General features: G+C 39.2%; 8 protein-coding genes, 3 tRNA genes and 2 pseudogenes. 6 read left to right on the forward strand and 7 right to left on the reverse strand.

The window, feature by feature from the left end; all coding sequences use genetic code 11:
- The coding region (locus tag A7967_RS22930) for a helix-turn-helix domain-containing protein (RefSeq protein WP_157756425.1) at positions 1-106 on the reverse strand (106 nt) is incomplete at its 3' end.
- Positions 107-621: 515 nt separating this feature from the next.
- Here A7967_RS22930 and A7967_RS21615 point away from each other — a divergent pair.
- Positions 622-2,493, forward strand: a complete 1,872-nt coding sequence (locus A7967_RS21615) for an AAA family ATPase (protein ID WP_197279094.1) — start codon at positions 622-624, stop codon at positions 2,491-2,493.
- Between the two features lie 75 nt (positions 2,494-2,568).
- Here the strand turns inward: A7967_RS21615 and A7967_RS23680 are convergent.
- Positions 2,569-2,938 (reverse strand): annotated as a pseudogene (locus A7967_RS23680) (group II intron maturase-specific domain-containing protein); the annotation flags it as partial.
- Positions 2,939-3,149: 211 nt separating this feature from the next.
- Entirely contained in the window at positions 3,150-4,046 is an 897-nt protein-coding gene (locus A7967_RS21620; RefSeq protein ID WP_054206915.1) for a MipA/OmpV family protein, read from the reverse strand.
- 474 nt (positions 4,047-4,520) lie between these two features.
- Between A7967_RS21620 and A7967_RS23520 the strand changes: the two are divergent.
- The 5 genes and pseudogenes from A7967_RS23520 to A7967_RS21640 all read left to right on the forward strand — a co-directional run.
- A pseudogene (locus tag A7967_RS23520) lies at positions 4,521-4,628 on the forward strand (endonuclease III); the annotation flags it as partial.
- A gap of 170 nt (positions 4,629-4,798) precedes the next feature.
- On the forward strand, positions 4,799-6,709 hold the full coding sequence (locus A7967_RS21625; RefSeq protein WP_054206916.1) for an aminotransferase class V-fold PLP-dependent enzyme: 1,911 nt from the start codon (positions 4,799-4,801) through the stop codon (positions 6,707-6,709).
- Between the two features lie 156 nt (positions 6,710-6,865).
- On the forward strand, positions 6,866-7,915 hold the full coding sequence (locus A7967_RS21630; RefSeq protein WP_054206917.1) for a serine hydrolase domain-containing protein: 1,050 nt from the start codon (positions 6,866-6,868) through the stop codon (positions 7,913-7,915).
- Between the two features lie 53 nt (positions 7,916-7,968).
- Complete coding sequence (gloA, locus tag A7967_RS21635) at positions 7,969-8,367, forward strand: lactoylglutathione lyase (protein ID WP_054206918.1); 399 nt, start codon at positions 7,969-7,971, stop codon at positions 8,365-8,367.
- A 440-nt stretch (positions 8,368-8,807) separates the two neighbouring features.
- Positions 8,808-10,022 (forward strand): DUF642 domain-containing protein, encoded by a 1,215-nt coding sequence (locus A7967_RS21640; protein WP_054206919.1) that lies wholly within the window; start codon positions 8,808-8,810, stop codon positions 10,020-10,022.
- Between the two features lie 251 nt (positions 10,023-10,273).
- On the opposite strand, the gene A7967_RS21645 is transcribed toward A7967_RS21640, so the two are convergent.
- From A7967_RS21645 to A7967_RS21660, 4 genes are all read right to left on the reverse strand, one after another.
- Positions 10,274-13,141: a M16 family metallopeptidase gene (locus tag A7967_RS21645; protein WP_054206920.1), complete on the reverse strand. Its 2,868-nt coding sequence runs from the start codon at positions 13,139-13,141 to the stop codon at positions 10,274-10,276.
- 835 nt (positions 13,142-13,976) lie between these two features.
- Positions 13,977-14,052 (reverse strand) — tRNA-Glu (locus A7967_RS21650).
- Positions 14,053-14,234: 182 nt separating this feature from the next.
- A tRNA-Glu gene (locus A7967_RS21655) sits at positions 14,235-14,310 on the reverse strand.
- Positions 14,311-14,492: 182 nt separating this feature from the next.
- Positions 14,493-14,568, reverse strand: a tRNA-Glu gene (locus tag A7967_RS21660).
- Between the last annotated feature and the right edge of the window lie 47 nt (positions 14,569-14,615).

The following is a 14,615-nucleotide window of genomic DNA, read 5'->3' on the forward strand; positions in this document are numbered from 1 at the left end:
TATGGTGTCGATTTAATAGTTTACCAATGGATCGGCAGCTTTCGCCACTATTGAATCGATAGTAGATAGCTTTTCGTTCGAAACTGTTAAGATGTTCGTAAGACATTCTGAATTCCCTCGATAATGAGTTTGGTCGCACTTACTACATTAGCAAATATTTCAGAATGTCATATTTATTGGTGGGTTATGGTCAGTGGTGCACTTGCATAATGAATTCGGGCTAAAATAGCGCGGACGAGTTAGCAGCCTTGCTTTATCAAATCAACTAGTTAACCAGCTTAACTGCTCAGGCTAATAGCGACTGTGCGTGAGAAAAATATCATTACTTAACTGTTAAACATTAGGTTTAATGAACTCATAATAAACGCTGAGCAACGCAGGGATAGCTTAGATACGATAGACACGCCAATGAAATTGGTTTGATATCACTTAGGCCATAAAAAACAAATTCCCATAGCATAAACAACACCAACTCTGATATACCGAGCAGGTAGCGCCTCAGTCCAACAAGCGATTATGCAACACAAACTGCGTGTCGCATAAATACTAAAATGTTAAGTTTCAAGGGAGATTACCGTGCCTATTAGTATATCGGGTCAAACAATACATAATGGATTCATATTGTCTGAATCATTTAATCATAACGGTAACTTGGTTGTACTTACAGGCCGAAACGGATGTGGTAAGACACGTCTTTTAGAAAGCATCCAAAAACAAATGTCAGTAGTTGATTTGGCCGGTCATAGGATTACAAATCAAGAAATTATGCTTGTAGGGCAAGCTCAATTAACTCCTAATTTTGGTGGAGCATATAATGACGGCCAGTTTCAGACGAAAATAACTTCATCACTCCAAATGTTTGATCGAATGAAAAAAGATTTCGACTCTCCTTTTTCTGAAGAAAAAGCTAGAAATTATGGAAGGATGCAAGAAGGTTCATTGCCTTATGAATCACTTTTTAGATTATGTAATTCAATTAGCCAATATTTAAACAAGCCACCAAGTGAATTAACACATGATGAAATTAAGGTGCATTTCGAAGACCATGTTCATAGTGTTCTAGGTTCTCAGAATATATCGAGTATATGTAATCAATACATTCAACGTAAAAAACTTAATAAGTATAATAGATACTGTGCAGAGCAAGAGGAAGAAGATGTTCCATATCTCAGCGAAGAATCATTTTTAAAAAGATTTGGAGGTGAGCCATGGAAAATCATAAATAAAATTATCGAGTCAACTTTTGATTATAAGTTTAAATTCTCTGAACCCGATATTAAGTCACAAAGTTATTCGTATAATGCCACACTCATACAGCAAGATAATGGCCTTCCTGTTGCGGTCAATGCCTTATCATCAGGTGAAAAAACCTTGCTTTGGTTGGCATTAACATTATTTAACAGTCAATATTATGATCACACTGCCGTGAAAGCCCCAAAATTACTACTGCTAGATGAACCTGATGCATTTTTACATCCTCAGATGGTCGTTAAAATGTACAGAGTTCTAGCTGAATTTTCTGAAAGTTTTAAATCACGAATATTAATTACCACACACTCTCCAACAACTGTCGCCTTGTCACCAGAAAATAGTACATATATTGTTAGTGAAAACTCAATTTCTCCAGTTACTAAAGATGAAGGTGTTGCTGAACTATTAGACGGTGTTACTCAAATATCAATTAATCCAGAGAATCGAAGGCAGGTTTTTGTCGAAAGCCAATATGATGCTGATGTATATCAGTCTATCTATACAAAACTATTACATAGTTCAAATTGCTTAGATCCTAAAGTTTCACTTAACTTTGTAAGCTCAGGCCCTAAAATGCCAGAACAGCAGTTAAAAGATAAGGTTAAACAGATTTTAAAAATTGCTGATGAAGATCTATTGAATGAGTTTATAAAATCAATAAACGGTGTTGGTAATTGTGTACAAGTTGTTGGTCAGGTAGAGGCATTAGAACTGGGGGATAATAAAACAGTAAGAGGAATAATTGACTGGGATTTGAAAAATAAACCTTCCAAGCAAGTTTCGGTTTTAGCCTCAGGCTTTTCATACTCAATCGAGAATATTACCCTTGATCCAATATGCATACTTTTATTGCTTCATACTAATAAACCTGATTCATTTACTATGTCCCTAATTTGTGGTGTTGAACTTCATTGGTCAGATTGGCTAAATGATATCGGACTACTACAAGAGTCAGTAAATCGTTTTATTTTTAAGGTGCTAGGTGAAGAAAACAATAAAGAAGTGGAGCTTTCTTACGTATCAGGAAGAACGTTGCTTACGGATTCTCGTTATTTGACAATGAAAGGGCACACATTAGAAAAACTAATCAAAGAAAAATATGGCGCACTGAAAGAATTTTCAAGAACAGGAAAAGATGGTGAGCTAAAGTATTCGATAGTAAGTAAATCAATGGTAAACCTCACAAATGGATGTTTTATCCCTAGTGTTTTTGAAAATGTATTATCTTCGGTTCAAAAATGAAACTTAATCGGGTAGCCGGAGGTCTCTAACCTCCAGCCCCCACACCACCCATCATGCGGGTCCGCAATGGGCGATTCATCTCCCGTAATGAATATTGATCCAAATATCTTTCAATGACACTAAACCTTGTGACGCTAAGTAGTCATTGCCTAGCGCAATGTTAATTCCTTTTGTTTTTGAGCTTCTACAAGGGCCTTTACTGGTGATACCACCGGCTATGGCGAGTCGCTCGCTAACACCCAATTTCATTAAACTGCGTACTTTGGTGCGGGCTATTCCTTTGGAAAGTGCGCCATTGTCGCCAGTAGCACATCCTTATCCTACGGCGGATCCAATGATCTAAATCCACTGTTAGTTGATAAGCGTTGGCTATTAGGTAGTAGTGTCCCCAGCCGCGTAAATACTGCGTGAGTTTATGAATTTGTAGGGTCATTGAGCTCCCCCAGTAGAGCTTAAGATGACACCCATCTTAAGTTTTCATCGCCGTTAAGTGTTGTTTAAGGAATGTGTTCGCCTATCGATTTTTTTGGAGAAATAATGTTCATACGTGACCTTTTAGCTTAAATCTCACCTCGAACGTTCAACAGATCCTAGCGAATATGTTCATATGATAGATGAAGCCAAAATGTGTTAGCTTCTTTACCAAGTCAACCTATCTACTTGGCTAGCAGAACACTCTTACCAACACGCCAAACTAATCCGACCCCAACACTGTAGGTAACATCCTTTTCAAATAGTGGACTGTCTTGATTTGCTGCGCCATGATGGAAATTGATACTACCTCCAGCAAAGCCCCTAATATTGTCATAAATAGGAAAGGATACTCCTGCAGATAGTTCGGCGCCTAAATAACCACTAGATGCATCAAAAGCAGCCCTATCAGTTGTAACAAATTCAGGAGACACACCGTAAAAATAATCTTGTAACTTGTCAGAAGCAAACACCAAGCTTAATGAGGCGTCCATTGCTGTATTGGTAAACAGTACGTTTCGTTGTTGGTAAGATATTTCCGGTTCGAATACATAACCACGGCTATCAATGGACTCAAAATCGGTTGAAAATACGCTACGTAATTGCAATCTTAAATTCAATCTGCCTTTCCCCCCTTTTGTAAAGTTGACATCTCTTAGCCGATAAATTAATTGCGGTCCAACTTCAAATAAAAAATCGAGCTCTGGCATACCATCACGAAGGGAGTTATTGTCAGCATCCGCAGCTAAGGCTCCATCTATGGACAAATCAAGTTCGAATTTCTGCTCTTCTACTACAACAGCTCTTGCACCTTCTTCTCCTATTCGAAAAGTATCTCCACGATAAATGAAATAAGGAAGTGCTAGCGGTGTAAAGTTTCGCTCCGATGACGAAGGGTAGTTAGGTGCGTCGATAACACCCGTGGCTAAACCATACTCCCATTTTGGTTGCGCCACATCCACATCTTCAAAGCCAGTATAACTGCGATCAGGTGATTCTGTCGTTTGAGCAATGGCTGTGAGATGAGTAATACAAAATAAAGATAGTGCTAATGAATAAGGTAAGTATTTTAAATATGACATTCGTTTCTCTAGATATAAGGAAATACCACTGCAGTCTAAATACATTGTACTTGGACATATTGAATAATTACGCCAAATGCATAACAAGTGAATTACCTACACCTTTAAGTCAGACAGACTAAGTGAAAAAATGATCTCGAAGAATCGAGGGGGTCAAACCTTGCCTTCAGACACCATATTACTGAGCAGCTTATCTGAGCTGATTTAAAACAACCGATAATGCTACTAAATACTGGTGCTAATTTGGTTGAATATTGTTTCGTTGAGTTTCGCTATCTTCAATCCAACCTACGTCGCTTAATTTAACACTCAGTAAACTTAATGCTTACGACTTACAGCATAAAGCTCTTATTGAGACATAAAGCTAAATCTAGACTTTATACATCACATTATTGACCGTGTGCTACTGACACAAATCAGCCTTGTGCAATTAGAGATATTTTATATCTACCTTAATCATTCTTTGGCTAGCTAACTAAAGCCGTAAATACGCATATTTCCCGTCTATTTAATCGTACCAAACTTGCTATGGATAAAGATGTTGCTGCGGTTGAACAAAAACTTGAAAAAGTTGTACATAAATAATTTAAAGCCGATGTGCACCATTGGCTCATACTCCATGGGCGTTACACCTGCGTGGCGTGTTACTGAAATAGCATAATTAATGAAACATTTTAAAAGTATTAATTTCACAAGTCTCAGTCCTTTAGTTATGCTGTTGAGCATTATGAAATTTTATTGCGAAAACGCCTATGTTACCTTTACTTCGTATCTTGTTAATTGAGCAAGACCCTGCCACCTTGCAAGAGCTTTCTACGAATTTGTCGAAAACGATCCCTAATTTTGAACGAAGTGATGTTCATATTGATATAATTGAACGCCTTGAACTTAAGCAAGCATTGGAATGTGTTGAGGAAGATGGTGATATTCAAGCCGTTGTTCTCAGTTGGGATGTACACAACAAAGTTGGCGAACGAACGTATAGCCGCTTTATCGAGCAGTTAAAAGGTATCCGTCTTGAATTGCCAGTTTATGTTATCGGCGACGATACGAAAGGACTGGAGATAGTCAACGAGTCGGGGGAGATCGAATCATTTTTCTTTAAAGATGAGGTGATTTCTGATCCAGAAGCGATTTTAGGTTATATGATCAACGACTTTGATGACCGAGCAGAGACCCCATTCTGGACGGCGTATCGCCGTTATGTTGGCGAATCTAACGACTCATGGCATACACCTGGACATAGTGGCGGTTCTAGTTTTAGAAACTCCCCTTATATCAAAGATTTTTATCAGTTTTATGGCCGCAATGTATTCGTTGGCGACCTATCCGTATCAGTTGATTCGTTAGGTTCATTGTCAGACAGCACCAATACGATTGGCCGTGCTCAGGAGTCCGCTGCGGCGACCTTTGAAGTTAAGCATACTTATTTCGTGACGAACGGGTCGTCAACCTCAAATAAAATCATCTTGCAGACACTGCTGCGCAAGGGCGATAAAGTGATTATCGACCGCAATTGTCATAAATCTGTGCATTATGGCATCTTGCAATCAGCTAGTTTCCCTATTTATTTGTCGAGCATTTTAAACCCTAAATATGGCATCTTCGCGCCGCCGTCGTTGGCCGACATTAAACAAGCGATAGAACAGAACACCGATGCTAAATTACTGGTTCTCACTGGTTGCACCTACGATGGCCTACTGAGCGATTTAAAACAAGTGGTAGAGTTTGCCCATCAACATGGTATTAAAGTGTTTATAGATGAAGCGTGGTTCGCTTACTCTCTTTTTCACCCTAGCTTACGTTATTATTCTGCTATCCATGCTGGGGCGGACTATATCACCCATTCAGCGCATAAAGTGGTATCGGCGTTTTCTCAGGCGTCTTATATTCATGTAAACGATCCTGATTTCGATGCCGATTTCTTTCGAGAAATTTACAGTATTTACGCCAGCACATCGCCAAAGTATCAGCTGATAGCGTCGCTTGACGTGTGCCAAAAGCAATTGGAGATGGAAGGCTATAAATTGCTTAATGCCTTGTTGAACCACGTGGAAGAATTTAAACAACAGATGGCCTCGCTCAACCACATTAAAGTGCTAGGTAAGCAAGACTTTATGGAAATATTTCCACACTTTAGTGGTGATAACATGGGTCACGACCCACTAAAAATTCTCATCGACATTAGCGAATTACCTTATTCATTAAAAGATATTCATAAATTTCTGTTAGATGAAATTGGCCTAGAAATAGAGAAGTACACTCACAGCACCATCTTGGTTTTACTCACGCTTGGCGGCACGCGTTCAAAGATCATTCGTCTGTACAATGCGTTAAAGAAGCTCGACAGCGGTAAGGTAAAACTGTCAACGTCGACGAGACGCTCTCGTTTACCAGAGAGTTTACCCGCCATAGATTTGGCGTGTATTCCAAGCGATGCTTTCTATGGTGAGCGCGAATCTGTGCCTATCAGCAAAAGCAACAACCGTATTTGTGCCGGCTTAGTTACGCCCTATCCACCGGGCATTCCACTGTTGGTTCCGGGTCAGCATATCACTGAAGATCATATAGAATATCTGAAGGAGCTGGCGGGACAAGGGTTGACAATTCAGGGGAGTTTTGAGGGCGAGATCTATGTTCTTAAGGGCAAGGTTAAGAAGTAAAGGTACCCTTTAACAATCACAACTCTTATAGCTGTGCAGCAGTGTCGTTAGGCATTGCTGCTACTAAGTTCGTGCCATCAATAGCTGCTAAAGCTATGCCTAGTACATTAAGTAACGTCACCCACACACTAAAATAATAAATGAAGCGGGAATACAATGATGCAATTAAAGAACAAAAAAACGCTCACACTTATGCGTATTACTGCTCTGATTGTTACCCTCACTAGCATATACTTTTTTGCCCCTTGGAAGTTTGCTTTATATTATTTATCCCCTTTGCCCACGACCGTTCAAGATCAAACAATCGATGCTATTGAGCAAGGGATGGATGGCATTATTGTCTATGTTCAAAAATCAGGGCAACAACCTGAATATTTTGTGCAAGGCTGGCATGATCGAGATAAAAAAATAGCTGCCTACGCTCACGCATTGTTTAAAATTGGCAGCATTCGTAAGCTGTATGACGCATCGGCATTAACTAAATTGGCTGGTGCTGGGCTTATTGATGTGGATAAAACCCTGGCTGACTATCTACCCTCGTTAAATGGCCGAATAGAAAACGCAGATAAAATCACACTGCGCATGATGGCACAACATCGCAGTGGTATAGCTAATTACACAGATACACCTAACTATGATTGGTCAGTTTCATACCCTGATCCCTTAGCCTTGATACTAGACACTCCTGCTGATTTTAGCCCCGATACTGATTACGGTTATTCAAATACCAATTACCTACTACTGCGTAGGATCATGTCTAATGTGCTGGGTTATGATCACAATCTATTTATTAAAGCTGAAATATTAGCTCCTAATGACTTAACGAATACGTTTGCTTCTATTAATGACGTAAATATAGATCAGCTAATGAGTGGCTATTATGTTGGCTATAAGAATGATTTTAAAACACTTGATCAAGGCTATGTTGCTACTGCTAACGATGTGGGCCGCTTTATACTTGCATTAAATAACGGCACATTTTTCACCTTTGAAGAACAAGTATTATATGCTTCGCTTTACGAATATGAGCATACAGGCTGGGTTTTGGGGTATTCAAGCATTGCGCGTTATCATAAAGATATCGACACTGTTGTTGTGCAATTTATAAATACTAATGGTAATGATACTGTCATGCTCTCAGGTATTATTTATAATCGAATTATTGATATTTTAAGAACACGAAGAATTCAGAGCTCTGAACTATAAGTTATGGATTTGATGTTATTAAAATAATTTAAATACAAAATAAGGATGCTTAAATGCGTTTATTACATACCATGTTACGGGTCGCTGATTTAGACAAATCCATTGCGTTTTACACTCAAGTATTGGGCATGAAAGAATTACGTCGTGCTGATAACCAAGAATACCGTTACACGCTTGCCTTTGTAGGCTATGGCGATGAAAAAGATAACACTGTGTTAGAGCTAACCTACAACTGGGATACAAACAACTACGACTTAGGCAATGCATATGGTCATATCGCGATTGAGTTTGACGACATTTATAAAGCCTGCGCAGATATAAAAGCCGCTGGTGGTAATGTTAGCCGAGAGCCTGGCCCTGTAAAAGGTGGCACGACTGAAATTGCTTTTGTAAAAGATCCTGATGGCTACGCCATTGAGCTGATCCAAACAAAAGATAACACGACCCTTTGATTCAATCTGGTAAAGGTATTTACGTACCTTTACCTGTTCGCCTTAGTATAATTATACTAACAACTTATATAAGCATTGCACAAAACATCAAACTCAAGCAACTCTCACACCTACCCTACCCGCAACAGGTTAAGCAAAGTTCAACATTCTTTAGTTACTAATAATCAGTGTATATTAAACAGCCCACCCTAATGGCTCACTCGTTATTCTCCCTTGTTTAATTGCCTATAAAAACACACTATTCTTTTTATATTTTTTGCCCTCTCTAACCTACTGTTTCAGATAGAGTGTTTAGTCAAAAAATAAAATAAACCCTTATTATTGCGAAAACAACCATGTTTAACATTTGACCAACACTTAAAGATGCAGCACAATAGTACTATATTAAGTAATTAAATTGTTAACAAAATCAGATTTATTAGTCTGGCAGGAGAAATACCATGAAAAAACCAATCTTTAAGTTTGCAGCTCTACCTTTATTACTTGCGTCAACATTGACAATGGCCGGCCCTAATCTAGTTGCAAACGGTTCTTTCGAAGACACTGCAGACTTCTCTGGCTCTTGGAGCTTGTTAGATGATCTTTCTGGATGGCAACGTTCAGCTAACGCTAAATTTGAAATCCAAACAAATGCACTTAACATTGTTGCAGCCCAACATGGTACTAAATACATCGAGCTTGACTCAACGGCTAACTACAGTGCATTTCAAACACTTGTTACTGAAGAAAACCACAGCTATGAAGTAAGCTTTTATTACTCAGCACGTATAAACGGTAACGAAACAACAAATGAAGCTGAAGTTTATTGGGATGGCCAGTTACTTGACACTCTAAATGCAACAACGAAAGGCTGGAAAAAATTCACGTACACTGTAAAAGCAAGCTCAACAGCAACTGAGCTGAAATTTGTAGGTGCGGGTGATTCAGATAAGCTGGGGGCATTTATTGATGATGTAAAAGTAACTGCAACATGCGCATCAGGCTTATACGGTATTAATAACTTTGGCTCTAACGAAGACGGGTTTGTTTACCATTTCGATACAAAAGATAACACGTACTCTACTGTTGCCGGTTTATCTAATACAGCATCAAACATTGCATCACACGATGGCGTGTTGTACTTCATGGAGCAGTTAGATAAGTCGACTAAAGCGTCACAAATCCTGTCACTTGACCTTGCCACTAACGAACAAGCACTTGTTGCATCTGCTACGTCATACCCTATCTACCGCTCTGCAATGAGCGCTGATGGCATGAACTTACGTGCAACGAGCAAAACGTACATGTATGACTTTAATATCGAAACGGGTGATAAAACAGTTTTGGGTAAATTAACATTCCCTGGTGATTCGTTCGCTGATGGTGATATCGCTTACTCTGCTGATAACAACGTATTGTATGTATTAACGGGTAAAGCGTTGTATACCCTTGATGAAGGCGCCATGGAACTTGCATTAGTGGGTGAGCATGGCGTTGCACAAGCATCCGGTATTGCTATTGCCACTGACGGAACTATCTATGTATCTGGTCGTGTAAAAGGTGAAAATGCAAACATCTTCAAACTAGACCAAAATACAGCGGTAGCAACTTTTGTAATGGCTGGCCCTTCACACGTTAATGACTTAACATTTGTTGATGGTAACTATTGTAACTAATACACGCCCTCTTCATCACTAAGCCAGTCTATGACTGGCTTTTTTGTGCTTACTATAAATCGCTTTCGAGCTAATCTCCTTATACGGTAGTAATCCCTCTAATCTTAATACGATTAGGATAAGTTTTTGTCACTTAAGTTTAGGTAATAAAAAAGCAGCGAAAGGCTGCCTTTTTATTACTGTACCCAAGTCACCTCAAGATGCAGAATTCGCATATTGAGGTGGTTTAGGTATACGAATGACTACTTAGTTTAAAAAGTATAATCAACTACTTTCATACTCAGTTTTTCTAGCTGAGGTTTAAGTGTCTTAGCATCGCCTACTACTAAGTAAACCATCTCTTTGGTATTTAAATGCTTTGCAGCCAACGCGTTAATTTCGTCTTTACTTATTGTGCTTACGATCTCATTACGGTCTTTAACAAAGCTTGGCTGTAAATCATGTTCCAATATCTGAGCAAGGAAACCTAGCTTAGCATTAGGTGTTTCATATTTAAGCGCATCTTTTTGATTGATCGCTTGACGCATAAAGCTCAACTCATCATCTGTAATACCATTTTGAGCATAATTATTTAGCTCATTAGTAAATTCAACAATAGAGGCTGCTGTAGAGTCTGCACGTACTGCAGCAGATGCTGTAAAACCACCTGATGTTGCATCGCCCCAAAAACGCGTACGTGCACCGTAGGTGTAACCTTTATCTTCGCGTAAATTTAAGTTTATACGACTATTAAAATTGCCACCAATTGCAAAGTTCATTAGGTTAGATTTAAAGAACTCACCAGTAATGTCTTCAATCATACCGCGCTTACCAATGCGAATTTCAGACTGAGGTGCATCTGGTTTATCTACTAAGTAGATTACATTTCCTGCAATTTTTGGCTCTTCAAACTTAGCTGTAGATACAGGCGCTTTGCCTTGCCAATTATCTAGCGTATTTTTGATTTTGCCTTGTAATGCAGATTGATCTAAATCAGATACTACGATTACTTCACTGCCCTGAGGTTTAAAGTTTGATTGATAAAACCCTTTTACATCATCAAGGTTAATAGCGGCTAAACTTTCTAACGTGCCACCATTTGGCAATGCTGCAATGCTATTGCCATAAAGCAATTTACTGTACGCGTTACTTGCTAAATAACCTGCATCTTTCATTGCATGTTGAATGTTCTGGATGCTTTGTTGTTTGTTACGATTAAAATCATCTTCACTAAAAGCTGGATTAAATAACTTCTCTTCAACCAAAGCTAAAGTCGCATCAAGGTTTTTTGTTAAGCTTGAAACAAATATATTTGTGTGCGTGCTATTTGCAGAGATACGAATGCTGCTTCCAAGTTTTTCAAGCGCGTTACTCATTTCCTCTGTTGTATAATTTTGTGTTGATTCACTTAACAATGCGGCGGTCACAGAAGCAAGACCCACTTTTTTAGCTTGCTCGTTATATTGGCCACCAGGCACTTTAATAAGTAAAGAAGTCGTTGGCGTTTCAGTACTTTGAGTTCCTAATACCGCAATCCCATTGTTGGTCGTGGTTTGCCATAATGTAGGCACATCCACAGCTGGGTTTTTACCTGCCGTTGGTTGTTTACTTCTATCAAATGTATCAACTGCCTTACGAGCAACTAAGTCGTCTGCACTTGTTGATGATGGACCACCGAAATCATGAGAAATTGGAGTGAAATTATCTTTAGCTGCAATTAACTGAGGTTGCCCTTCAGGCACTACACTCATGATCACTGCAAATTTGTCTTTAACATATTCATTAAATACACGCATTACATCCGCTTTTGTAACGCTATTATAGCGAGCGATGTCATCTTTAATGTAATTAGGGTTACCCGTGAAGGTTTCAAATGCTGCAAGCTGAGAGACTTTACCTGAGACGCTTTGCAATCCAAAAATTGCACCCGATTCTATTTTTGCTTTCACTTTATCTAAGTCATCTTGCGTTACACCGCGTTGTTCAAACTCAGTAAATGAATCACGAACAATTTTTTCCATATCAGCCAGTGTTTTTCCTGATGCTGGATTTGGTAAAGCATAGATACTTAATGAACATGCAAGCTCACGACATGGGTGGCTAACGCCCGCCTGTACTGCAAGTTGGGTTTTTACTAAGTTTTTATATAAGATTGAATTATTACCGCCACCAATAATCTCAGCGAGTATATCAAGTGGTGCTTCATCTTCGTGACGTGCATAGGCTGTTGGATAATTAATACTCAACAATGGTAAGTGAACCTTATCTTCCATTGAAATATAACGATCAGCATCAAGAGTTACCGCTCGTTTTTCTGCATTATCAACCTCTGGTCCACGCGGGATCGGTGCAAAATATTTGCTAACTAACGGTAATACTTCTTCCGCGCTGATATTACCACCAATTGTAATAGTTGCGTTATTTGGACCATACCAACGTAAAAAGAATGCTTTGAGATCGTTAACATTGACGCGATTTAAATCGTCCATAAAACCAATTACCGGCCAAGAATATGGGTGACCGTCTGGGTAAAGAGCTTGTGACACGCGTTCATTTAAACGACCATACGGGCGATTATCTACACGTTGGCCACGTTCATTTTTAACTGTTTCTCGTTGTACTTCAAACTTTTCTTGCGTTACAGCATCAAGTAAAAAACCCATACGGTCAGCTTCTAACCACAACATTTTTTCTAACTGATTTACCGGTACTGTTTCAAAATAGTTAGTGCGATCTGAGTTAGTCGTACCATTTAGCGTACCACCGGCTTCAGTGATAATTTTAAAATGCTCTTCATCCGCTACATTTTCAGAGCCTTGAAACATCATATGCTCAAAAAAATGGGCAAAACCTGATTTACCAAGCTCTTCACGGGCTGAACCAACATGATACGTCACATCCACATGGACTAAAGGGTCTGAATGATCTTCATGAACAATCACCGTCAGGCCGTTGGCTAGTTGGTATTTTTTATATGGGATATTAATCTCAGCTGCATTTGCTGTAACTGATTCTATAAGTGTAATACCTGGGAGTAGACTTGCTGCGGCTTGTGTATTTTTATCTGTTGTATCTGTGCTATTACAAGCAGCCAGGCCTGTGGTGAGTAAAACGGCTAGAGCAATTTTTGTGAGTTTCATTTTTTTATCCATTTTTAATTAACTCATGGAGTTTATGATTTAATTAAGCTGGGTACAAGTGAATGAAAACGAACAACTACCGTAGTTTGTAACTAAGTGTGACTGTAATAAAACATGATTGCTCTAGGGCGTGTTGACCTTTGTGGATTGAAATTTGTTCAACCTAGGGACGATTTAATCGCGGCGCGAGGTTTGTAACCTAGCGGGCTCGATAACTGCTCCTGCGTTATTCTACTGGCTCACATCCATGTGAGAATAAGTAAAAACCGAGCAAAGCTTGTGCGTCCTGCTCACGCCCCTTACCTACTTCCATGTAGGCAACAAAGAGTTAATCGCCCCTTGGAAGAACCCTTTGGGCAGCGCATGTTTGCCATTTATACTGCGTTATCGCCTATTTATGGGGAACAACCACACTGCATAGGCGCTGCCTTGCCTAAATACCAAGCATACTGCTGCAAAATCAATCACGAAAGGTCAACACGCCCTAGTACACAAAATAAATTTAAATTAATACATCAATAAGGGGTTTGATAGATAAGTAAAATCTAAATTAGTATTATTTATCGGTGTTTATTTATTATTTTTCAGGAGATTAAATTTATTTTATTTTTTAATTAAATAGAATGGTTTTAAAGCGTATTGGTTTAAAAATATTATATAGATAGGATATATAGCTAATTGGTGTTGTTCTTAATAAAACTTGACTTGCTGTTCATTCATTTATATAAAAATATATAAAGCAAGTGGCGTCCGCAAGAGATTAGTACTCTTGTTAACGTCGTGCATAGAGAGTGCGGTGTCACACTGCCTTATACATTACTTAAAATAAGTAATGTGGCGTCCCCAAGGGGATTCGAACCCCTGTTACCGCCGTGAAAGGGCGGTGTCCTAGGCCTCTAGACGATGGGGACACATAAATGTGTCACTAGGACAACTGAATAGTTAAACTCGTTTCAGGCGAGCTTTCTTAATAACACTGCACTTGCCTATTAAAATAATATATTGGCGTCCGCAAGAGATTAGCACTCTTGTTAACGTCGTGCATAGAGAGTGCGGTGTCACACTGCCTTATACATTACTTAAAATAAGTAAGTGGCGTCCCCAAGGGGATTCGAACCCCTGTTACCGCCGTGAAAGGGCGGTGTCCTAGGCCTCTAGACGATGGGGACACATAAATGTGTCACTAGGACAACTGAATGGTTAAACTCGTTTCAGGCGAGCTTTCTTAATAACACTGCACTTCCCTATTAAAATAAGTAAGTGGCGTCCCCAAGAGATTAGTACTCTTGTTAACGTCGTGCATAAAGAGTGCGGTGTCACACTGCCTTATACATTACTTAAAATAACTAAGTGGCGTCCCCAAGGGGATTCGAACCCCTGTTACCGCCGTGAAAGGGCGGTGTCCTAGGCCTCTAGACGATGGGGACACATAAATGTGTCACTAGGACAACTGAATGGTTAAACTCGTTTCAGG

Origin of the sequence: Pseudoalteromonas neustonica, from assembly GCF_001653135.1 — a bacterium.
In the GTDB taxonomy this organism is placed as follows: Bacteria; Pseudomonadota; Gammaproteobacteria; order Enterobacterales; family Alteromonadaceae; genus Pseudoalteromonas; species Pseudoalteromonas neustonica.

Coding starts and splice junctions, on each gene's coding strand:
- gloA (WP_054206918.1), top strand. CDS start 7,969: ATGCGTTTATTACATACCATGTTACGGGTCGCTGATTTAGACAAATCC.
- A7967_RS21630 (WP_054206917.1), top strand. CDS start 6,866: ATGATGCAATTAAAGAACAAAAAAACGCTCACACTTATGCGTATTACT.
- A7967_RS21645 (WP_054206920.1), bottom strand. CDS start 13,141: ATGAAACTCACAAAAATTGCTCTAGCCGTTTTACTCACCACAGGCCTG.
- A7967_RS21620 (WP_054206915.1), bottom strand. CDS start 4,046: ATGTCATATTTAAAATACTTACCTTATTCATTAGCACTATCTTTATTT.
- A7967_RS21640 (WP_054206919.1), top strand. CDS start 8,808: ATGAAAAAACCAATCTTTAAGTTTGCAGCTCTACCTTTATTACTTGCG.
- A7967_RS21625 (WP_054206916.1), top strand. CDS start 4,799: ATGTTACCTTTACTTCGTATCTTGTTAATTGAGCAAGACCCTGCCACC.